Genomic DNA, 21,484 nt, shown 5'->3' on the forward strand with positions numbered 1-21,484 from the left:
CGGCTCTTCCGCGTTCTTCGTGACGGCCGGGGAGTCGGCGGTGCCCTCCGCGGCACCCGGGATCCTCACCACCGGGCGGGCGGTGCCCTCCGCGGCACCCGGGATCCTCACCACCTGGCGGGCGGTGCCCTCCGCGGCACCCGGGATCCTCACCACCGGGCGGGCGGTGGCGCCGTCAGCCGGTCGGCGAGCCGGGACAGCCGGTCCCGGAAGCGGCGGCGTCCGCACGGCGCGGGGGCGCTGTTCTCCCCGGCCGCCGCGCTCACCAGATGCTGCACGGTGTCCAGGTCGACATCGTCGGTGCCGGTCACCGCGAGCGTCTCGTGGGCGAGCCCCCGCACCTCCGGATCGCCGTCGTCCAGCGAGAACACCGTCGCCCCGGCCCGGCGCGCGTCGTGCACCCGCTCCAGCAGTCCGTCGCCGGGCCGCTCCGGTGCCACCAGGAGCAGCGTCTCGCCCCGCCCGGCCGCCTCGATCCTGCTCAGACCGACGGCCAGATGTGCCGGATCGCCCGGCTCCATCCGGTGTCGTACCAGGGTGGGTGCCAGCTCCGGCAGCCCGGACCAGGTGGACTCGTCGACCAGATGAGCCGCCAAATGCCACGGCTCGTACGCCGCCGTCCCCACCAGCAGCAGCCCGCCGCCCTGCGGGACGACGGACGACCTGAGCGACCCGGCGAACCGCCGGATCGCCGCAGGCCACTCGGTCCCGGCGAGCACTTCACGCAGCAGGGCGACGCGTACGGCATCCATGGCCCGGCATCATGCCCCAAGGCCGGTCCCTGCCACCGGCGAACGACGGCGGAACCATCCGAACAGGCATCGCGGAGCGTTCCGGATCGCTCCGGCCGACGACGGAGCGTTCCCCTCCAACGCGGGCAGTAGTGTCGAGGCCATGACTACGAATGACAGTGGCAGCGCACCCAAGCCCCCCGCCAAGGACCCCTGGGACCTCCCCGATGTGTCCGGGCTGACCGTTGGCGTGCTCGGCGGCACCGGACCGCAGGGCCGCGGGCTCGCCTACCGGTTCGCCCGCGCCGGGCAGAAGGTGATCATCGGCTCCCGTGCCATCGACCGCGCACAGTCCGCCGCCGACGAGCTGGGACACGGCATCGAGGGCGCGGACAACGCGGAGTGCGCGCGCCGCAGCGATGTCGTGATCGTCGCCGTGCCGTGGGACGGCCACGCCAAGACCCTGGAGTCGCTGCGCGAGGAACTCGTGGGCAAGCTCGTCATCGACTGCGTCAACCCGCTCGGTTTCGACAAGAAGGGCGCCTACGCCCTGAAGCCCGAGGAGGGCAGCGCCGCCGAGCAGGCCGCCGCCCTGCTGCCGGAATCCCGGGTCACCGCAGCCTTCCACCACCTCTCGGCGGTGCTGCTCCAGGACGAGGCCATCGAGGAGATCGACACCGACGTGCTGGTGCTGGGCGAGGCCCGCACCGACACCGACCTCGTACAGGCGCTGGCGGGCCGGATCCCCGGCATGCGCGGCATCTTCGCCGGGCGGCTGCGCAATGCCCACCAGGTCGAGTCGCTGGTCGCCAACCTGATCTCGGTCAACCGCCGCTACAAGGCGCACGCGGGTCTGCGCACCACCGACGTCTGAGCCACGTGCCTTCCCGCCCACCTTGTGGCGAGCGGGAAGGGTTGCTCCCGCCCCACCCTGTAGCGAGCTGGAAGGCTCGCTCCCACCCCACCCTGCGGTGAACGGAAAGGGGCATGAGGGACACTGGACGGGACCGCGCATCACCCCGGACAGGAGCCGACCCCATGCCCCGCCTCGCTCTCTACGCCATTGTCGTCTGTGTCCTGGCTGTCGTCGCGGCCGTGATCTCGTTCGCCCAGGGCAGCTTGCTCGGGATCGTCTGGGTGCTGCTTGCCGGGCTCTCGTCCAACATGGCGTGGTTCTACCTGCGTCGGCAGCGCGCACAGACCGCCGGTTAGAGGCTGGGCGCGCAGACCGGATCGGCCGTTTGCCAGAAGCGGTAGGCGTCGAAACCGCAGTACGTCGTGAACTCGCTGATACCCAGTGCCCGCAGCAGCGCGTGGATCGCGTCGAAGAGCGCGTGGCAGCACGATGCTCAGCAGTGCATGGTGTACTTCAGCGGATTCAGGGTCAAATAGCCCTTCGACCCGATGGAGATGTCCCCGCTGTGGAGTGCGGTACGGGCATGCGCGTACTCATGCAGACAGAGCGACACCACCCAGGCCGCCGTCACGAAGAGGAAGAGCGGGACTCCGGGTCGCTGCGCGAAGTCCGTCCACACCGCCCAGCCCAATACCGCCATCACGGCGACGATCCCGAGGAAGACCGGAGATCCCGAGGAAGACCGGGCTGATTCGCCGGTCGCTGCGGGCTGCTGCGGTGGCCATCGGCGAACTCCTGGTGGCTGGCCGGAAGGGGGGACGGGGCGGCGGTCGGCGAGAGCGACCGTACAGGCGACACGTCACCAACGTCTCGCGTCGGGGCGGTGGTTCCGTGGAGGGTGGGAGCATGACGAGCGATCCCGGCACACAGCGAACACGGGTACGGCCGTACGTATGTCCACTTCCTGATCCCGGTCACATCGGTTACGCGCGGAAGCTCGGTGCAGAGTCCCAGGTGTCGATCCTGCGGTCCCGGTACGCGTCCGTGCTCACCGAACTCGGCCGCGGAGACGAGGGCGAGGCGATCCTGCGGGGGGTGCTCGCGGAGCGACGCACGGGTCACGACGTGATGCCCGCCGCCCGGCTCTACCTCGCCCTGTGGCTGGGGCGGACCGGACGCACCGGCGAGGCTCGGGAGCAACTGGACGCGGTGCGCGAGGAGTTCCGCTCCGAGACGCTGGCTCTCTTTGAGGGCTTCGTGCTGGGCGGACTGGCCTGGCTGGACAACCAGGACGGCCGGTACGCCGCGGCCCTGCCCAAGGGGCTGACGGCGCTCAGCCGGTCGCACGACCGGCTGTCCCAGATGGTGGCGCCCCACATGTCCATCATCCATCTCGTCGGTCTCGCACGGTCGTTGGCCGGCATCGGCGGCGAGCGCCGGGCCGCAGCCGCGGCCCGGCTGCTGGGGGCCGGCCGTGGACTGCTGTCCCGGGGCCACGTACCGACGTCGATGGAGCGGCACGACTGGGCCGAGGCGGAGAGCCTGGCCGTCGGCGTCCTCGGCCGGGCCGCCTACGAGACCGCGTACGCCGAGGGCGGCGGCCTCTCCCTGGAGGAGGCCACCGCCCTCGCCGAGACGTACCGGGGCTGACCGCACCCCGGCCGGACGACCGGTCAGGACTTCTTGCGGAACTTGGCGACCGCGAGCGGTGCCATCACCGCGGTGATCGCCACCGCCCAGCCGAGCGTCACCCACACCGAGTGGGCGACCGGCCCGCCCATCATCAGGCCGCGCGCCGCATCCGCCAGATTGGACAGCGGGTTGTAGTCGGTGAACGTCTGGAGCCAGCTGGGCATCGTCTGGGTCGGGGCGAAGATCGAGGAACCGAACTGGAGCGGCATCAGCACGAGCATTCCCATCCCCTGAACCGCCTGGGCCGTCTTCAGGGTCAGCCCGAGCAGGATGAAGATCCACATGATGGCGGCGCCGAACGCGGCCGACAGCGCGATCGCCCCGATCAGGCCGAGCACCGAGCCATGCAGCTCCATGCCGAGCGCGAAGCCCATGCACAGCAGGATCAGGGTGGCGACCATCATCCGGCCGAGCTCGACCACGATCTTCGCGATGAGCACCGAGGAGCGGGCGATCGGCATCGTCCGGAACCGGTCCATGACCCCCTTGCGGAAGTCGTCGTTGACACCGGTGCCGACCGCCATCGCGATGTTCATGCCCATCATCGCCATCAGACCGGGGACCAGATAGTTCAGATACTCCTGTCGGCCGCCGCCCATGCTGCCGCCGACCGAACCGCCGAACACGTACACGAACAGCAGGATGAAGATGACCGGCATCAGGAGTACGTCGAACATCGACTCCGGATCCTTCTTGATCTGGAGCAGATTGCGCCGCGCCAGCGCCCCGATGTGCCGCAGATTGCCGCGCAGCCCGATCCGGCCCTCGTCGTGGAGCGGCTTCACCGGTACGGCCCCGGTGGGGGCGGGTGTCAGAGTCGCCGAGCTCATGCCGCGACCTCCTCGGGGATCGTGTCGGTGGCGGACGTGCTCTTCTCGCCCGTGATGGCCAGGAACACCTCGTCCAGGCTGGGCAGCGCGGTGGCGACATGCGCCAGCGAGAAACCCCTGGTGCCGAGCAGGCCGATGACGGCGGTCAGCTGCTCGTCGCTGAGGATCGGTACGTACAGCAGCCCTTCGTCCGGGACGGCCTGCGCGCCCGCGACCCCGTCCAGGCCGGCCTCCCTGAGTGCCTGCGCCATCGCGGGCAGCTGCGCCGGGTCCGAGGGCCGGATGTGCAGGGTGCGGCCGCCGACCTTCGCCTTGAGCTCGTCGACCCCGCCGTTGGCGATGATCCTGCCCTTGTCGATGACGGTGAGCTCGTTGGCGAGTTGCTCGGCCTCTTCCATGTACTGGGTGGTGAGCAGGACGGTCGCCCCCTCCGCGACCATCCGCTGCACCTCGTCCCAGACCTCGTTACGGGTCCGGGGGTCGAGGCCCGTCGTCGGCTCGTCCAGGTAGAGGACGGCCGGGCTGCCGATCATCGACGCGGCCAGGTCGAGCCGGCGCCGCATGCCGCCGGAGTAGTCCATCGCGGCACGCTTGGCGGCTTCGGTGAGCGAGAACCGCTCCAGGAGCTCGTCGGCACGGGCGCGGGCGGTCTTGCGCGGCAGGTCGAGCAGCCGCCCGATCATGTAGAGGTTCTCCCAGCCGGAGAGCTTCTCGTCGACCGAGGCGTACTGCCCGGTCAGGCCGATGGTGCGGCGCAGCTGCCGGGGCTGCTTCACCACGTCGTAGCCCGCCACGGTGGCGTGTCCGGCATCGGGAATGATCAGGGTGGACAGGCAGCGTACGAGCGTGGTCTTGCCGGCGCCGTTGGGGCCGAGCACACCGAGCACGGTGCCCTCGCGGACATCGAGGTCCACGCCGTCCAGAGCCTTGGTCGAGCCGTAGTGCTTGACCAGCCCCCGGACCTCGACGGCGTTCGGGCCGCTCCTGGGGTTCTTGTCGATTCGCGTCATGACCAACATGGGACCAGACGCCACCGACAGTCCACCGACAGCAGGCCGACAGCAGGCCGACAGCCCGCCGATGGGGGATGTCGGCGGGCCGTCGGTGGTGCGGGCAGTGGTCCGTGACCGGGGCCTTCTCCGCTGATCAGGCCTCGGTGGGACCAGCTGATCAGGCCCCGGTGGAACTAGTGGAAGGTGTGCTCAGGGGCCGGGAAGCTACCTCCCACGACCTCCTCCGCGAACTCCTTCGCCGCGTCACCGAGCACCTTGCGCAGGTTCGCGTACTGCTTGGTGAAGCGCGGCACCTTGCCGCCGGTCAGTCCGACCATGTCGGTGTAAACCAGCACCTGGGCGTCCGTGTCGGGACCGGCGCCGATGCCGACGGTCGGGATGTGCAGGGTGCGGGTGATCTCGGCGGCCACCTCGGCCGGTACGAGCTCCAGGACCACGGCGAACGCGCCCGCGTCCTGCACGGCCTTGGCGTCGCGCAGCATCCGCTGGGCGGCCTCCTCGCCGCGGCCCTGCACCCGGTAGCCCATCGCGTTGACGGACTGAGGGGTCAGACCGATGTGGGCCATGACCGGGATACCGGCGTCGACCAGCAGCCGGATCTGCTCGTGGCTGCGCTCACCGCCCTCCAGCTTGACCGCATTGACACCGGATTCCTTGATCAGCCGGGTGGCGTTGCGCAGGGCCTGGACGGGCCCTTCCTGGTACGCCCCGAAGGGCAGGTCGGCGACGATCAGGGCGCGCTTGGTGCCCCGTACGACAGCGGCGGAAAGGATCGCGATCTCGTCCATCGTGACGGGCACGGTGGTCTCGTAACCGAGGTGACAGTTGCCCATGGAGTCGCCGACGAGCATGACCGGGATACCGGCCTCGTCGAAGACGGACGCGGTCATCGCGTCGTAGGCGGTGAGCATGGGCCACTTCTCGCCGCGCTCGGTGGCGGCGGCGATGTCATGGATGGAGATGCGGCGGGTGCTCTTGCCTCCGTACAGCGCCTTGCTGCTGTCGGTGGGGGCTCCCGCGGGGGATGCGGCGGACTTGTTCTGCGCAGCCTGAAGCGACATTGCCAACGGCTCCTTCGTCATCTCGAGGCGCCCTGACGGCGTCCCCGGACCGGTTCCATGGTGGCATCCCGCTGCCGTCCACGGGAAGTGGGCCCGCACATGTCCGCGGAAGGCACCCGGTATGGGCCTTTCGATACGAGACGGTCTCGTATCGAAATCGGATAAGATCATGACATGTCAGTACCGTCAGGTGCTCGCACCGCCCTGCCCCCGGTTCCTGAGGCGGTCCACCGCCGCCGTTGGGCGGTCCTCGTCGTCCTGATGTTCAGCCTGCTCATCGTGGTGCTGGACAACTCGATCCTGAACGTCGCGGTCAAGACCATCGCCAGCCCCGCACCCACCGGCCTCGGGGCCACCCAGAGCGAACTGGAGTGGGCGATCAACGCCTATACGCTCGTCTTCGCCGGGCTCCTCTTCACCGCGGGCCTGATCGGCGACCGTATCGGCCGCAAGAAGGTGCTGCTCTTCGGCATCCTTCTCTTCGGTGTCTGCTCCGGCCTTGCCGCGATGTCCGACTCGCCCGGTGAGCTGATCACCTGGCGTGCCGTGATGGGCTTCGGCGCGGCGTTCGTCATGCCGGCCACGCTCGCCGTCCTGATGAACGTCTTCGAACGGGACGAGCAGCCCAAGGCCATCGGCATCTGGGCCGGCAGCGTCGGCCTCGCCATCGCGATCGGCCCGATCACCGGCGGTCTGCTGCTCGAACACTTCTGGTGGGGCTCGATCTTCCTGGTCAATGTGCCCGTGGTGATCGTCGCGCTGATCGCGATGGGGCTGCTGGTGCCTGACTCCAGGGACCCGGACCCGGGCCGGACCGATCCGCTCGGTGTCCTGCTGTCCATCGTCGGTCTGGTCCTGCTGGTGTACGGCATCATCCGCGGCGGCCAACTCGCCGACTTCGCCGACCCCGACGCGTTCCTCCCGATCGCCGGAGGTCTCGCCGTCCTGGTCGCATTCGTCTGGTACGAGAAGCGCAGCAGCCACCCGGCCCTCGACATCTCGTCCTTCAGGGAGCCGTCGTTCTCCGCGGCCGTCGCCGCCATGACGCTGGTCTTCTTCGCGCTGATGGGCGTGACCTTCTTCTCCGCCTTCTACATGCAGAGCGTGCGCGGATGGAGCGCGCTGCAGGCCGGTCTGCTGATCCTGCCGCTGGCCGCCGCCCAGATGATCTTCGCACCGTGCGCCCGGCTGGTCGTCGACCGGTTCGGCGCCCGTGCGGTCTGCACCGTCGGCATGCTGCTGGTCGCGCTCGGCCTTGCGGCGTTCGCACTGTTCGACACCACTACGCCGGTCTGGGTGCTGTGCGTGCTCTTCTTCGTTCAGGGCACGGGCATGGCGCATGTGATGACGCCGGTCACGGTCTCCGTGATGCAGGCACTGCCCAGGGAGAAGGCCGGTTCCGGATCGGCCGTCAACAACACGTTCCGGCAGGTCGGCGGGGCGCTCGGCATCGCCGTGCTCGGATCGGTGCTGTCCATCGTCTACCGCGGCAGCATCGAGGGACACCTCGGTGTGCTCCCGGCCGGTGCCAGGGAGGCGGCGGGGGAGTCGATCGAGGCAACGCTCGGCGTCGCGGACAAACTGGGCCCGGCGGGCACCCAGCTGGTCGCCGCGGCCAATGACGCCTTCCTGAAGGCCATGCATGTCGCCGCCATCGGTTCGGCGACCATCGCCCTGGTGGGCACTCTCGTGGTCGCGCTGTTCCTGCCGGGGAAGACGTCCGCCGGACAGGGGTCCGGAGGGTCCGGCGAGGACGAACGGTCGGTACGTGCCGGGGCGGGCCGGTGACGGCACCGGAAAGCTGAAAAGCGCCGTCCCGGGTCCCGGGCAACCCCCGGAACCCGAGGGCGGCTCACAGAGGCACCGCCACCGTCGAGAAAATCGGAGCGGCGGACGGTGCGGCGAGAGGTGCATTCACATGCAGGCAGAGGCAGAGGCAGAGGCAGAGGCTCAGGCTCAGGCACACGACCGCCCGGCCCGGCAGGATCCTGCACCGCGGAGGGGCAGGCCGCGCAGTGCGGCGGCCGAGCGGGCGATCCTGGACGCCGTCGTCGAACTGCTGGAGGCCGGAGAGCCCCTCGCCGGCCTGTCGATCGAGCGGATAGCCCGGACCGCCGGCGTCGGCAAGACGACCATCTACCGGCGATGGAGCGACAAGGAGGAGCTCTTCGTCGATGTCCTGCGCGACATCGAGCCCCCGGAACCCACCGTCTCCGGCACCGCCGGACTCGACGACCTTCGGCTGCTGCTGGAGTCGCTGCGCAGACGCGGCCTCGCCCAGCGCTCCTCCGTCCTGCTCCACAACGTCTTCGCACAGATGAAGAGCCACCCCAGGCTGTGGTCCGAATACCACTGCACCGTCATAGCGCCCCGCCGCGCCGCCACGCTGGCCGCCGTGCAGCGGGCGGTCGACGCGGGCGAGCTCCGTCGCGACCTGGACGTGGAACTGATGAATGATCTGTTCCTGGGGCCCATGCTCGTACGCGTCATTCACCGGCCCGACGCGCCGCTGCCCGAAAATCTCGCCGACAGCATCATCCAGGTCCTGACCGAGGGCCTCGCCCCCGGCCCGCTGCCTGACGGCTGACGCTCCCCTGACCTGCCCGAGTGTGATCATTTTGTCACAAGGCCCCGCAGACCCCTTCCGGCCGGAACTCGCCGGACCCCGTCTTTCGTCCTCGTGGCAGTACAGCCGTCGTGGACGGCAGGAAACACGCCGCCCATCGCCTAGGGTCGGGGGCGCGGCTATATGCACGGCAAGGCAGTGAGGACAGCGTGATGGTGCAGGCGTACGGAGCGGACACCGGGAACGACCGTGCGGAGCAGCGCACCGGGTCGGGATCCCGCTTCCGGAACCTGCGCGACAGATGGACCCGTGACAAGGGCATGTGGCGGCGGGGAATCGTCCTCGCGGTCTGCGCGGTCCTTCTCGCCCTCGTGATGGTCTTCCACGCCGAGATTCCGAACACCATCGGCAACCTGGGCAGCCTCACCGAGACGTTCCTGCCGTGGATCGGCGTGTTCATCCCGCTGCTGCTGATCCTGGGCCTGCTGCGCCGCTCGGCGACCGCGCTGATCGCCCTGCTGCTGCCGGCCGTGGTCTGGCTCAATCTCTTCGGCGGGCTGCTCACCGACAAGTCGGGCAGCGGCGGCGACCTCACCGTGGCCACCCACAACGTCAACGCCGACAACCCCGACCCCACGGGCACCGCACGTCAGGTCGCGGGCTCCGGTGCCGACGTCATCGCCCTGGAGGAGTTGCCGAGCGGCCAGGTGCCGACGTACGAGGCGGCGCTCGCCGACCGCTTCCCGTACCACTCGGTGCAGGGGACCGTCGGCCTGTGGAGCAAGTACCCGATGAGCGACACCCGGCCGGTCGACATCAAGATGGGCTGGACCAGGGCGATGCGTTCGACGGTGACGACACCGACGGGTGAGGTCGCCGTCTACGTGGCCCATCTGCCGTCCGTTCGGGTCAAGCTGAACGCCGGATTCACCGCCAACCAGCGCGACGACAGCGCGGACGCCCTGGGCGAGGCCATCGCCGACGAACGGCTCGACAAGGTGATTCTGCTCGGCGACCTCAACGGCACGATGAACGACCGCTCGCTCAACGCGGTCACCTCCCAGATGAGGTCCACCCAGGGCGCGGCCGGCGACGGCTTCGGTTTCAGCTGGCCGGCGTCGTTCCCGATGACACGGATCGACCAGATCATGGTGAAGGGCATCGAGCCGGTGTCGTCGTGGACGCTCCCGGCGACGGACAGCGACCACCTTCCGATCGCCGCCCGCGTCGAGCTGTGACGCAGCCCGGGTTACGACGTGGTGCTCGGTACAGTCGCCCCCGTCGCGGCGGCCGGACTTGATCTCAAGCCCGGCCGCTGCTTCTGACTCAGGGGCCGGCCAGATCAAGCCGGTCCGGCGATTGAGGACAAAACGGCCACCGGGTGGCCCCGGTCACCCTGCGCCGGTCGCCCCGCCCCGGCCGCTGCTTCTGACCCAGGGGCCGGCCAAATCAAGCCCGTCTGGCGATTGAGGACAAAACGGCCACCGGGTGGCCCCGGTCGCCCTGCCCCGGTCACCCCGACTCGCGCCACCGATTGGTGATCGGCAGCCGACGGTCCTTGCCGAAGCCCTTCGCGGAGATCTTCGTGCCCGGCGGGTACTGCCGCCGCTTGTACTCCGCCGTGTCCACCATCCGCAGTGTCTTCGCCACCAGTGCCCGGTCGAAGCCGGCCGCGACGATCTCGTCGAGACCCTGGTCCCGGTCGACGTACAGCTCCAGGATCCGGTCCAGTACGTCGTAGTCGGGCAGCGAGTCCGTGTCGACCTGCCCCGGGCGCAGCTCGGCGCTGGGCGGCTTGGTGATGGACGCCTCCGGGATCGGCGGGGTCTGCCCGCGCTCCTGGGCCGCGCGGTTGCGCCACTGCGCGAGGCGGAAGATCGACGTCTTGTAGACGTCCTTGATCGGGCCGTACGCCCCGACCGAGTCGCCGTACAGCGTCGAGTAGCCGACCGCGAGCTCGGACTTGTTGCCCGGCGCGAGGACGATCTGGCCCTCCTGGTTGGAGACGGCCATCAGCATCGTGCCGCGCAGCCGGGACTGTAGATTCTCCTCGGCGAGGCCGGTGAGCTCCAGCGAGCCCATGTACGCGTCGAACATCGGCTCGATCGGTACGGTGCGGAAGTTCAGCCCGGTACGACGGGCCAGCTCGGCCGCGTCATCCTTGGAGTGGTCCGAGGAGTACTTCGACGGCATCGAGATGCCGTACACGTTCTGCGCGCCCAGCGCATCGCAGGCGATGGCCGCGACCAGCGCCGAGTCGATGCCGCCGGAGAGCCCGACCAGCACACTGCGGAAGCCGTTCTTGGCCGCGTACGCGCGCAGCCCCACGACCAGCGCCGAGTACAGCTCCTCGTCGTCGTCGAGCCGCTCCGCGTAGCCGCCGGTCAGCTCCGCCTCGTACGCAGGGAGGGGCTCCTCGGAGAGCACCACGCGGTCGATCCGCAGCCCGTCGTTCACGACACCGGACGGCGCCTCGGCCTCGGCGGCCGGCAGGTCCAGGTCGAGGACGACACTGCCCTCGGCGAACTGCGGGGCGCGGGCGATCACTTCGCCGTTCCGGTCGACGACGATCGAGTCGCCGTCGAAGACCAGCTCGTCCTGGCCGCCGATCATCGCCAGATACGCGGTCGTGCAGCCGGCCTCCTGGGCCCGCTTGCGGACCAGTTCCAGCCGGGTGTCGTCCTTGTCCCGCTCGTACGGCGAGGCGTTGATCGACAGCAGCAGCCCGGCGCCGGCCGCCCGCGCGGCGGGCACCCGGCCGCCGTCCTGCCAGAGGTCCTCGCAGATCGCGAGCGCCACATCGACGCCGTGGACCCGCACGACCGGCATCGAGTCGCCCGGCACGAAGTACCGGAACTCGTCGAAGACGCCGTAATTGGGGAGGTGGTGCTTGGCGAAGGTCAGCGCGACCTGCCCGCGGTGCAGCACCGCGGCGGCGTTCTGCGGGGCGCCGGCGGGCTGCCCGTAGCGCGGCTGGGCCGTCTCGGAGCGGTCGAGGTAACCGACGACGACCGGCAGCTCCCCGAAGCCCTCCGTCTCGAGGCGGGCGGCGAGCGCACGCAGCGCCTGACGCGAGGCATCGACGAAGGACGACCGCAGGGCCAGGTCCTCGACGGGGTAGCCGGTCAGCATCATCTCGGGGAACGCCACCAGATGGGCGCCCTGCTCGGCGGAGTGCCGGGTCCAGTGGACGATCGCCTCGGCATTGCCGGCGAGATCACCGACGGTCGAGTCGATCTGATTCAGTGCGAGGCGTAGTTGAGGCACGCGCACCAGTGTAATCGTCTGACTGACGCGATGTCCTGGCGGGCCGCGCAACCGCGGAGCCACCCGCCAGGAACGGGTCAGTGGCGGTAGCCGACGACCGTCATCATGCCCACGTCCGAGTGGTAGATGTTGTGGCAGTGGAGCATCCAGAGACCCGGGTTGTCCGCTTCGAACTCCACGGCGATCGAGTTGTTCGGCCGGACGATCGCGGTGTCCTTGCGCGCCCATGCAGCCTCGCGCCGGTGGGAGGCCCGGTGCTCCGGTCCTGCCGATCCCACCAGCCCGAACGAGTGTCCGTGCAGATGGATGGGATGCCACATCTCCGTGACGTTGTAGAACTCCATCCTGACCCGCTCGCCCGCCTTGACCGGATGGCGCTGCCCGGCCTTGTACGGCTTGTGGTCGAAGCCCCAGTTGTACGCAGCCATGTTGCCGGTCAACCTGAACCGGATGGTCCGGTCGGGCTTGCGGACGGACAGCGCCACGGATTCGTCCGGCGACAGTTCGTCCGCCTCCACCAGCTTCCCGTCCAGCTCCTTCGGCCGTACGGAGGCGGTGGGCGCCGCGCCCCGTCCGGTACGGAGCAGGGCCAGCGCCGACGCCCGCTTGCCCTCGGCGAGCGCGGTCAGCGGGAACACCCCGTCCCCGGCGGTGACCACCACGTCGTACCGCTCACCCATGCCAAGCAGCAGGGCGTCCGTCGTGGTGTGCCGGACCGGGTAGCCGTCGGTGTGGGTGATCGTCATCCGGTGGCCGCCGAGCGCGACACGGAAAGCGGTGTCGCCGCCCGCGTTGATGATGCGAATTCGGATCCGGTCGCCGGGCTTGGCGGTGAAGGAGGTGGGGTCCTTCGGGATGCGGCCGTTGATCAGGTAGTACGGGTAGGCGACATTGCCCCCGTGGCTGTCGAGCAGTTTGCTGAACGAGTTCTTCATGATCCGAGAGGGGCCGGAGCGGCGCTTGGCGGACTTGGGGGAACCTCCGTGCCCGGCGTCGCCCGAATGGCTCTTGTCGCCCATGCCGTCATGGCCCATCCCGTGGCCCATGCCGCCCCGGCCCCCGCTGAGTTCGTCGAGCACCCCGTCCGGCGTGGAGCCGTCCACCCCGTCGACCCAGTCGTCGAGGACGACGACCCACTCCTTGTCGTACTTGAGGGGCTCCTTGGGGTCGTCGACGATCAGTGGCGCGTACAGACCGCGGTCCTGCTGGACGCCCGTGTGCGGATGGAACCAGTACGTTCCCGGATGCGGCACCTTGAAGCGGTACGCGTATTCGGCGCCCTGCTTGATGGGCGGCTGGGTCAGGTCGGGTACGCCGTCCATGTTGTTGCGCACATTGAGCCCGTGCCAGTGCAGGCTGGTCGTCGCCGGAAGGTGGTTGGCGAGGGTGAGCGCCAGGGTGTCGCCGACCGCGACCCGGAGTTCCTTGCCGGGCAGCCGGGCTTCGTACGCCCAGGAGCCGACGACGAGCCCGCCGCCCAGATCGAGGCGGGACGGGGTGGCGGTGAGGTGGATCTTGTGTTCGGGGCCGGAACCCCGCCCGACCTCGGCCGCGGCGACCTCCTCCCCGTCGGGGGAGACATACTCGCCCTGGGGCTTCCCGTGGGGGGCGGTCCCGTGGCTCGCGCCGTCGGCGTTCGCGCCGCCGGCCTTCGTGCCGCTGCGGGCCGTGTCGGATTCGCCGGAGCAGGCAGCCAGGACTGCCGTACCGGCAGTGGCGACAGCGGCGCCGAGCACGGCGCGTCGGGTGGGTGGAGTACGCATGGCGGAAGCACCTCGGGGTGTTGTCGGTATTTCGGTCTGCTGGGGGAGGGGGAGGCACCCCTCCTATATGCACAGCACCGACAACGAAGCGAGATGGGTCCGGCCCGGCCGGGATGCCGACCTCGCGGCCGGCGACACCCGCGCCACGACGCCCCTGAGGAGGTGAGTGATCCCGAGGGGCAGCGCAACGGGCAGCAGCAACTGTCCGTACTTCGCACATCTACTCAGGGTCATGTCGAGCACCTTACCCCCGCCCCGTATGCGCCGCGCGCGGAAACGTATCGCCGCAGCAATGCAGGGCCCGGGGCAAGGGCGCACAGCGACGCGGCACCTCGTGGGCGAGGGGGACCGGGCCATGGGGCTGTGTGATCGCGAGCCGGTCAGCTGGGGGCGTAGACCTTCTCCACCCAGAGGGCGATCTGCTCGTCGGAGAGGTGATGCGCCAGATCGGCTTCGCTGATCATGCCGATCAGCTTCTTGTTCTCGACCACGGGAAGCCGGCGGATCCGATGGGTCTGCATCTCCTCCAGAACCATGTCCACACCCGCCTCTGCGTCGATCCAGCGAGGGGTGCCCCGAGCGAGGTCGCCCGCGGTCATCTTCGACGGATCGCGTCCCATCGCCACACAGCCGAGCACGATGTCGCGGTCCGTGAGTATGCCGATCATCCGGTCCTGTTCGCCTGCGGCCGAGATGGGCAGCGCGCCCACTTTGTGGTCGCGCATCAGCTGTGCGGCGCGGTCGAGTGTTTCGTGCGCGGGGATCCATGTGGCCCCGGTGTGCATGATGTCCTTGGCGGTGGTCATGAGGGATTCCTCCTGCGTGCCGGTGGGCATGCTGTACGACCCCGAGCGAACCCATCGTCATGGACCCGTTCGGGGCACGCGAGCGCTATCACCCGTTCGGGTGCATATGTGGCTCGGAGGGAATCTTTCAGGACCGGGGCTTCGCGCCTCGTGCCGCCAGCATCCGGGCCATCATGTCCAGCTCGGACTGCTGGGCCTCGACCATTCCCTGGGCCAGCCGCTTCTCCACCTTCACCGTGCACAGCCGGGCGCATCCGCGCGCCATGTCGATGCCGCCCCTGTGGTGGTCGGTCATCAGCTGGAGGTACAGGATCTCGGCCTCCTTGCCGCTCGCCCTACGGAGCCGGTCCAGTTCGGTCCTGGTGGCCATACCGGGCATGAGGGAGCCGTCATGGGCCCGATATCCGGTCCCCATCCCGTCCATCCCGTCCATCGTGTGTCCCTCGTGCCCGCCCGCCATCCAGGCCATCGGCTCCTGCCCGGCGGCCGCCTTCGGCAGCTCCCACAGGTCCAGCCAGCCGAGCATCATGCCCCGCTGGTTTGCCTGTGTATTGGCGATGTCGTACGCGAGACGGCGTACCTCCTCGTCCTTCGTACGGTCACGCACGATGAAGGACATCTCGACGGCCTGCTGATGGTGAACCGCCATGTCGCGGGCGAATCCGGCATCCGCCGAGTCCACCGCGGGCGTGCGCGGGGCGGAAGCGGCGGCGTGGTCCGCGCCGTCGTCCGTCGCGGAGGCGACCGTCGCCACCCCCGCGAACAGCAGCGCGAGCACGACGGCGGAGCCCGCCACCCAATCGACGCGCCGGTCGCGTTTCACCGCGGTCACCGGGCCCCCAGTCCGCCCGTGCACGCCGCGCCGGGTTCGGGTGTTTGCGGCCCCTGTACGAACTGGGCGAAGAACTGATCGACCCGTCGGTCATCGGCGCTGTCCACCGTCACCTGATTGCCCCAGGCGCTCAGCATGATTGTCCCGGCCTGGCCCTCGTACGGGCTCATCAGCGAGTACGGCGTCCTTCCGACCCGCTCGCCGAGCTTCGCCACATCGGCGTCCGAGGCCTTGTCCGTGTACGTCACCCACACCGAACCGTGCTCCAGTGAGTGCACGGCGTTCACGTCGGGGATCGACTTCTTGTACACCTCGCCGTCGCAGTTCATCCATGCGGGGTTGTGGTCACCGCCGACCGGGGGCTTCATCGGGTACGTGACCGGCGTGGTGACGTGGTTGCGGGTCAGCTTCTTCGCGTCCCACGTCCTCAGCCCCTCGATCGGCCCGTCGGCAAGCTTCTTCCGCTCCTCCGCGGAGGCCTTGGAGTCCTCCGCCGAAACGGCCTCCTTCTTCTCCGATGCCTCGGACTTGTCCAGCAGCATGTACGAGCCGAAACCGACCAGACTCGCGACGACGAGGACGCTGAGGCTTATGGCCAGGACGCGGTTGCGGCGGTCGCGCGTGCGGTCGGCGTCGCGCATCTGCTCCGTGCGGGTCCTGCGGTCGAAGCTCATGTCGTCAGGTCCTTGTGCGAAGGGGCGGGAATGGACGAGAAGCTGTCGGGAAAACCGGTGCGCACCGGGCGTTGCGAGGCCGCTCCACCCCTTGCGCACCATGGGCGCCGATCGTAGTGGGTGGCCGGGTGCTCCATCTCACGTCGTGTGCGTAATCTGGGTGAAATCCCGGGTCGTGATACTGGAGCTTCTCCCCTACCCCGGGCGGTGGTGCACGGAACGTCTGAACTGCAAGGATGTGGCTATGGACAAGCAGCAGGAATTCGTCCTCAGGACGCTTGAGGAGCGCGACATCCGCTTCGTACGGCTGTGGTTCACCGATGTCCTCGGCTACCTCAAGTCCGTCGCCGTAGCCCCCGCCGAGCTTGAACAGGCGTTCGACGAGGGAATCGGCTTCGACGGCTCGGCCATCGAGGGCTTCGCCCGGGTGTACGAGTCCGACATGATCGCCAAGCCGGACCCGGGTACGTTCCAGATCCTGCCGTGGCGCGCCGAGGCCCCCGGCACGGCCCGGATGTTCTGCGACATCCTGATGCCCGACGGCTCGCCCTCCTTCGCCGACCCGCGCTATGTCCTCAAGCGCATCCTCGCCAAGACCTCCGATTTGGGCTTCACCTTCTACACCCACCCGGAGATCGAGTTCTTCCTGCTGAAGGACAAGCCGGTCGACGGCAGCCGCCCCACCCCCGCCGACAGCTCCGGCTACTTCGACCACACTCCGCAGAACGTCGGCATGGACTTCCGCCGCCAGGCGATCACCATGCTCGAATCCATGGGCATCTCGGTCGAGTTCAGCCACCACGAAGGCGCCCCCGGCCAGCAGGAGATCGACCTGCGGTACGCGGACGCGCTGTCCACCGCCGACAACATCATGACCTTCCGCCTGGTGATGAAGCAGGTCGCGCTGGAGCAGGGCGTGCAGGCGACGTTCATGCCGAAGCCGTTCTCCGAGTACCCCGGCTCGGGCATGCACACCCACCTCTCCCTCTTCGAGGGCGACCGCAACGCCTTCTACGAGTCGGGCGCCGAGTACCAGCTGTCCAAGGTCGGCCGCTCTTTCATCGCGGGTCTGCTCACCCACGCCGCGGAGATCTCCGCGGTGACGAACCAGTGGGTCAACTCCTACAAGCGCATCTGGGGCGGCTCCTCCCGCGCCGCGGGCGCCGGCGGCGAGGCCCCCTCGTACATCTGCTGGGGCCACAACAACCGCTCCGCGCTCATCCGCGTCCCGATGTACAAGCCCGGCAAGACCGGTTCCGCCCGCGTGGAGGTCCGCTCCATCGACTCCGGCGCCAACCCCTACCTGACGTACGCGGTGCTGCTTGCCGCGGGCCTCAAGGGCATAGAGGAGGGCTACGAACTCCCGGCCGGCGCCGACGACGACGTCTGGGCGCTGTCCGACGCGGAGCGCCGAGCGATGGGCATCGAGCCGCTGCCGCAGAACCTGGGCGAAGCGATCTCGCTGATGGAGAAGAGCGAACTGGTCGCCGAGACGCTCGGCGAGCACGTCTTCGACTTCTTCCTGCGCAACAAGAAGCAGGAGTGGGAGGAGTACCGCAGCGAGGTCACGGCCTTCGAGCTGAAGGCGCTGCTGCCGGTGCTGTAACCGCAGGTCAGCCGCATTACGGCGACGCAGTGACGATCCGGGCCAGAGGCTTCGTGCCGCTGGCCCGGAGTCCGTTCAATTGCCCTGGGCCGTCCGTGGGCCGTCAGGCGCGGAAGCGGTGGCTGGGACGGGAATGGACCAGGTTCGAGCGCATGGCGGAACGCCACGACGCCTCCGCCCTTGCCGCCCGGATTGCCGCACTCGCCGGAGCCGACCCGCAGGAGGCAGCCGAACGCGCCAGGATCGCGCCGGCCTGGCTTCGAGAACGGATCGACCTCAGCCATCGTGCCCGGCACATGGTCGGGGAGGACGTCACTGCGGAGGAGAACGCCCGCGACCAACTGGCCGCGTTCACCGTCCACGTCACGCGGCACCGCCTCGACCTCGAAGGTCCCTGGACCGGCAGCCCCGATCCCGCACTCGACGAGCACCTCGCCGTGCGTTCCGTCGGTGATCCGACGGTTTTCGGCCTCGATGGTGCGGTGATGGAATGTGATGGCGGTCTGGAGCCGGTGGTCAGCCGTGCTTTCCGGGAGGACGGCCCGCAGCGCCGCCATGCGGCCCGTGCACTGCCCCTTGGGACCGTTCGCCGATCAGCCGGGCGGGGTGACGACCGGGTCGGTCAGCTCGACCACCACGTTCTGATACCAGGCATACCAGGCCAACAACACCGCCTGTCAGCTGGATTTTTTGGCGGACGATGTGCCATCGCGCAGCGTGGTGTACTACTAGATTGTTTTGCGGCACCACGAGACCGATCACGACCTGTCCCCTGTCGTTCACCGGCTGGAAAACTGGCGGCCAGTCACCATGCATGGAATTCCCGGTGAACACCGAGTCCAAGCAGGCCGTCGGTTGGCACCACCGCGCCCGGCCGGGCTGACAGTGCTGGACGGTCGCGGCGTTCGCAGTACTTCCTGACCCGATCCGGTTGTCCGGGGAAACCCGCGAAGCCGGCCGAGAGTATGAGGCATGTTCTGTGAAGGTTCGTACGAGGCGGTCGAGCGCCCTGATCGCCGGGGGACTGGCAGCGGTGCTACTGACTGGTTGTGGCTCCCAGGATCAGATCTGGCCGTTCGATTCCGAGGAGAGGATGGTCGTCGGGATATCGGACGACATCCTCGCGACGGATCCGGCCGCAGGGTACGACCCGGGGTCCTGGCTGCTGTTCAACAACGTCTTCCAGTCCTTGCTGAGCTTCCCGCCCGGGAGCTCCACCCCTGTGCCGGAGGCCGCCGAGAAGTGCGAGTTCTCGGACGGCAGCAAGACCTACACCTGCACTCTGCGTGACGGGTTGAAGTTCAGCAACGACAACAGTCTCACATCGGCGGACGTCAAATACTCCTTCGACCGGGCGATCAGGATCAACGACCCGGCGGGGCCGGCGCCGCTGCTCTCCACCATCTCGTCGATCAGCACCCCGGACAAGAAGACCGTCGTCTTCCGCCTCAAGGTGCCCGATGCGACATTTCCCAGCAAGATCGCATCGGGCGCCGGTTCCATCGTGGACCGTCAGATCTACCCCGAGGACAGTCTGCTCAAGGACGGAAAGGCGGTTGGCTCCGGTCCCTACAAGCTGGACTCCATCGACAAGTCGAGGGCCGTCTTCTCGGTCTATTCCGGCTACCACGGAACCGCCGAGGTGAAGAACTCCGGTGTGACGCTGGAACTCTTCCACGGCGACCAGCAGGCCCTTAAAAAGTCCTTGGAGAAGGGCGACGTCGACATCGCCTACCGCGGTCTCACCGCCAAGGCGATAGCCGCCCTGGACACCTCGCCCACCGCGGAGAAGGACGGCATCGAGGTAGTCCAGGGGAACAGCGCCGAAGTCCAGCACATGGTCTTCAACGTTGCCGACCCCGTGGTCGGCAAGCTCGCCGTGCGCAAGGCCATCGCCTATCTCGTCGACCGCTACTCCCTGGTCAGCGAGGTCTACCAGTCCACGGCGACACCGCTCTACTCGATCGTCCCGGTCGGCATCACCGGGCACGGCACGTCCTTCTTCGACACGTACGGTGACAGCCCGCAGCCACAACGGGCGAGGGATGTCCTGCGGGACGCCGGTATCACCGACAAGGTGAGACTCACCCTCTGGTCCACCCCGAGCCGTTACGGACCCGCTACCGACGACGAACTGCAGACCATCGCCGATCAGCTGAACGAGAGCGGACTCTTCGACGCCAGGATGAAGTCCGTCCCGTTCGATCAATACGAGCAGGACATCGCCGACGGCAAGTACGGCGTCTATGTCAAGGGCTGGATACCGGACTATCCCGACCCCGACAACTTCACCCAGCCGTTCTTCGGCAAGGACAACGTCCTGTCGAACAATTACGAGAACAGCGAGATAACCGACCAGATCATCCCGCAGACCTCGTCCATGGCCGACCGCGCGAACACCCGGCAGAAGTTCATCAAGTTGCAGGACGTCGTGGCGCGCGAGCTGCCGGTCCTGCCGCTCTGGCAGGGCAAGCAGTACGCAGTCGCCCACGACAACGTCCGGGGCCTGCAGAACTGCCTGGACACATCGACTGTTTTCCGGTTCTGGGAACTCAGCACTGCGGATTAGCCGGCGTCGCTTCCACCAGTGAGTGGATGAACGTCCCTGGGCCGGCGAGGAGTGGCCGGCGTCCACCGGCGACGACTGACGACCGTACGTAGTGGGTTTGCAGTCGGCCCGGCCGTTCGTACGTGTGCCCCGCGCCCCGGCGGCGCGGGGCACAGCCATGTGCTGCGCCACGGCTACGGTGAGGCGGTGGATACGGAGGGACGACTGGGGTAGTGTGACCCGTCCCAACTCGGGGAGCTACCAAGGAGGTGAGACCCATTACCGCTGTATCAGGCTGGGTGCTCATCCCTCACGATCGCGTGGTCGACCCGACATAATCGACCGCGGAGCGCCCATCGGCTTACCCGAAAGGCTCCGCTTCATGTCGGTTTCCGTTTCACCGCTCGCCGTTTCCTCCATCGTCACCACACTCCGCGCCGCCGGCTGCGTATTCGCCGAGGACGAGGCGGAGTTGATCGTCTCCACCGCCGCCGACCACGCCGAACTCGCGGCCATGGTCGAACGGCGGGTCGTCGGCCTTCCTCTGGAACACGTCCTCGGCTGGGCCGAGTTCAGTGGTCAGCGGATCGCCGTGGACCCCGGCGTCTTCGTACCCCGTCGCCGTACCGAGTTCCTGGTCCGGCAGGCCGCCGCCCTCGCCGGGACCGGTGCGGTCGTCGTCGACCTCTGCTGCGGTTCGGGAGCCCTCGGCACCGCGCTCGCCGCAATGTCGGACCGGATCGAACTGCACGCCGCCGACGTCGAACCCGCAGCCGTACGGTGCGCCCGCCGCAACGTCGGCGACGCGGGCCGGGTGTACGAGGGCGACCTCTTCGAACCGCTCCCCGGCTCGTTGCGCGGCCGGGTGGAGATTCTGCTGGCCAATGTGCCGTACGTGCCGACGGAGGACGTCGAACTGCTGCCCCCGGAGGCCCGTATCCATGAGCCACGCGTCGCACTCGACGGGGGCAGGGACGGCCTCGACGTCCTGCGGCGGGTCACCGCCGAGGCTCCGCGGTGGCTGGCACCGGGCGGACACCTGCTGGTCGAGACGAGCGAACGGCAGGCGGCACGGGCCGAGGAGACCGTCGCCCGCAGCGGGCTGATCCCACGCGTCGTCACCTCCGACGAGCTGTACGCGACCGTCGTCATCGCGACCCGGCCGGGCCCTTCGGCCCCTTCCGGGGACTGAGAACGGGCCGGCGGCCGAGGCCCGTCGGAGCGGCCGTCCGGGCGGAC

General features: G+C 68.8%; 19 protein-coding genes and 1 pseudogene. 10 read left to right on the forward strand and 10 right to left on the reverse strand.

Annotation, left to right across the window (positions count from 1 at the left end):
- Positions 1-149: 149 nt before the first annotated feature.
- Positions 150-752: a hypothetical protein gene (locus ACZ3IC_RS07130; protein ID WP_467413437.1), complete on the reverse strand. Its 603-nt coding sequence runs from the start codon at positions 750-752 to the stop codon at positions 150-152.
- Positions 753-894: 142 nt separating this feature from the next.
- On the opposite strand from ACZ3IC_RS07130, the gene npdG reads away from it, so the two are divergent.
- A complete protein-coding gene (gene npdG, locus ACZ3IC_RS07135; protein ID WP_467413439.1) occupies positions 895-1,605 on the forward strand; it encodes an NADPH-dependent F420 reductase in 711 nt (236 codons plus the stop codon).
- Positions 1,606-1,769: 164 nt separating this feature from the next.
- Entirely contained in the window at positions 1,770-1,943 is a 174-nt protein-coding gene (locus ACZ3IC_RS07140; protein ID WP_467413442.1) for a hypothetical protein, read from the forward strand.
- A 123-nt stretch (positions 1,944-2,066) separates the two neighbouring features.
- On the opposite strand, the pseudogene ACZ3IC_RS07145 reads toward ACZ3IC_RS07140, so the two are convergent.
- Positions 2,067-2,287: pseudogene (locus ACZ3IC_RS07145) on the reverse strand (site-2 protease family protein); the annotation flags it as partial.
- A 206-nt stretch (positions 2,288-2,493) separates the two neighbouring features.
- Between ACZ3IC_RS07145 and ACZ3IC_RS07150 the strand changes: the two are divergent.
- Positions 2,494-3,237, forward strand: a complete 744-nt coding sequence (locus ACZ3IC_RS07150) for a hypothetical protein (RefSeq protein ID WP_467413445.1) — start codon at positions 2,494-2,496, stop codon at positions 3,235-3,237.
- A gap of 23 nt (positions 3,238-3,260) precedes the next feature.
- Here ACZ3IC_RS07150 and ACZ3IC_RS07155 read toward each other — a convergent pair whose 3' ends face one another.
- The 3 genes from ACZ3IC_RS07155 to panB all read right to left on the reverse strand — a co-directional run bounded on the left by ACZ3IC_RS07155 (position 3,261) and on the right by panB (position 6,183).
- On the reverse strand, positions 3,261-4,109 hold the full coding sequence (locus ACZ3IC_RS07155; protein ID WP_467413446.1) for an ABC transporter permease: 849 nt from the start codon (positions 4,107-4,109) through the stop codon (positions 3,261-3,263).
- Positions 4,106-5,128, reverse strand: a complete 1,023-nt coding sequence (locus ACZ3IC_RS07160; protein WP_467413447.1) for an ATP-binding cassette domain-containing protein — start codon at positions 5,126-5,128, stop codon at positions 4,106-4,108. Before ACZ3IC_RS07160 ends, ACZ3IC_RS07155 begins: the two co-directional genes overlap by 4 nt.
- A 167-nt stretch (positions 5,129-5,295) precedes the next feature.
- The gene (gene panB, locus ACZ3IC_RS07165) at positions 5,296-6,183 is read right to left on the reverse strand and encodes a 3-methyl-2-oxobutanoate hydroxymethyltransferase (protein ID WP_467413449.1); all 888 of its coding nucleotides are present in this window, start codon (positions 6,181-6,183) and stop codon (positions 5,296-5,298) included.
- Between the two features lie 174 nt (positions 6,184-6,357).
- Between panB and ACZ3IC_RS07170 the strand changes: the two genes are divergently transcribed.
- The 3 genes from ACZ3IC_RS07170 to ACZ3IC_RS07180 all read left to right on the forward strand — a co-directional run bounded on the left by ACZ3IC_RS07170 (position 6,358) and on the right by ACZ3IC_RS07180 (position 9,987).
- Entirely contained in the window at positions 6,358-7,971 is a 1,614-nt protein-coding gene (locus ACZ3IC_RS07170) for an MFS transporter (protein ID WP_467413451.1), read from the forward strand.
- Between the two features lie 130 nt (positions 7,972-8,101).
- On the forward strand, positions 8,102-8,770 hold the full coding sequence (locus tag ACZ3IC_RS07175; RefSeq protein ID WP_467413452.1) for a TetR/AcrR family transcriptional regulator: 669 nt from the start codon (positions 8,102-8,104) through the stop codon (positions 8,768-8,770).
- A gap of 299 nt (positions 8,771-9,069) precedes the next feature.
- Positions 9,070-9,987 (forward strand): endonuclease/exonuclease/phosphatase family protein, encoded by a 918-nt coding sequence (locus ACZ3IC_RS07180; protein WP_467414021.1) that lies wholly within the window; start codon positions 9,070-9,072, stop codon positions 9,985-9,987.
- Between the two features lie 274 nt (positions 9,988-10,261).
- On the opposite strand, the gene ACZ3IC_RS07185 is transcribed toward ACZ3IC_RS07180, so the two are convergent.
- From ACZ3IC_RS07185 to ACZ3IC_RS07205, 5 genes are all read right to left on the reverse strand, one after another.
- Entirely contained in the window at positions 10,262-12,016 is a 1,755-nt protein-coding gene (locus ACZ3IC_RS07185; RefSeq protein ID WP_467413455.1) for an NAD+ synthase, read from the reverse strand.
- Between the two features lie 77 nt (positions 12,017-12,093).
- Complete coding sequence (locus tag ACZ3IC_RS07190) at positions 12,094-13,779, reverse strand: multicopper oxidase family protein (protein ID WP_467413456.1); 1,686 nt, start codon at positions 13,777-13,779, stop codon at positions 12,094-12,096.
- A 380-nt stretch (positions 13,780-14,159) separates the two neighbouring features.
- Positions 14,160-14,585, reverse strand: a complete 426-nt coding sequence (locus tag ACZ3IC_RS07195) for a CBS domain-containing protein (protein ID WP_467413458.1) — start codon at positions 14,583-14,585, stop codon at positions 14,160-14,162.
- Positions 14,586-14,712: 127 nt separating this feature from the next.
- Positions 14,713-15,417 (reverse strand): DUF305 domain-containing protein, encoded by a 705-nt coding sequence (locus tag ACZ3IC_RS07200; protein ID WP_467413460.1) that lies wholly within the window; start codon positions 15,415-15,417, stop codon positions 14,713-14,715.
- Positions 15,414-16,091 (reverse strand): DUF3105 domain-containing protein, encoded by a 678-nt coding sequence (locus ACZ3IC_RS07205; protein ID WP_467413462.1) that lies wholly within the window; start codon positions 16,089-16,091, stop codon positions 15,414-15,416. Before ACZ3IC_RS07205 ends, ACZ3IC_RS07200 begins: the two co-directional genes overlap by 4 nt.
- 244 nt (positions 16,092-16,335) lie before the next feature.
- On the opposite strand from ACZ3IC_RS07205, the gene glnA reads away from it, so the two are divergent.
- From glnA to ACZ3IC_RS07225, 4 genes are all read left to right on the forward strand, one after another.
- Positions 16,336-17,697 carry a type I glutamate--ammonia ligase gene (glnA, locus tag ACZ3IC_RS07210; protein ID WP_093897617.1) on the forward strand — a complete coding sequence of 454 codons (1,362 nt, stop codon included), beginning with the start codon at positions 16,336-16,338 and terminating at the stop codon, positions 17,695-17,697.
- A 152-nt stretch (positions 17,698-17,849) separates the two neighbouring features.
- The gene (locus tag ACZ3IC_RS07215) at positions 17,850-18,527 is read left to right on the forward strand and encodes a hypothetical protein (RefSeq protein WP_467413464.1); all 678 of its coding nucleotides are present in this window, start codon (positions 17,850-17,852) and stop codon (positions 18,525-18,527) included.
- A 149-nt stretch (positions 18,528-18,676) separates the two neighbouring features.
- Positions 18,677-20,266 (forward strand): ABC transporter substrate-binding protein, encoded by a 1,590-nt coding sequence (locus ACZ3IC_RS07220; protein ID WP_467413466.1) that lies wholly within the window; start codon positions 18,677-18,679, stop codon positions 20,264-20,266.
- 361 nt (positions 20,267-20,627) lie between these two features.
- Positions 20,628-21,437, forward strand: a complete 810-nt coding sequence (locus ACZ3IC_RS07225) for a putative protein N(5)-glutamine methyltransferase (protein ID WP_467413468.1) — start codon at positions 20,628-20,630, stop codon at positions 21,435-21,437.
- Positions 21,438-21,484 lie beyond the last annotated feature (47 nt).

The organism is Streptomyces sp. NPDC002958, from assembly GCF_055563255.1.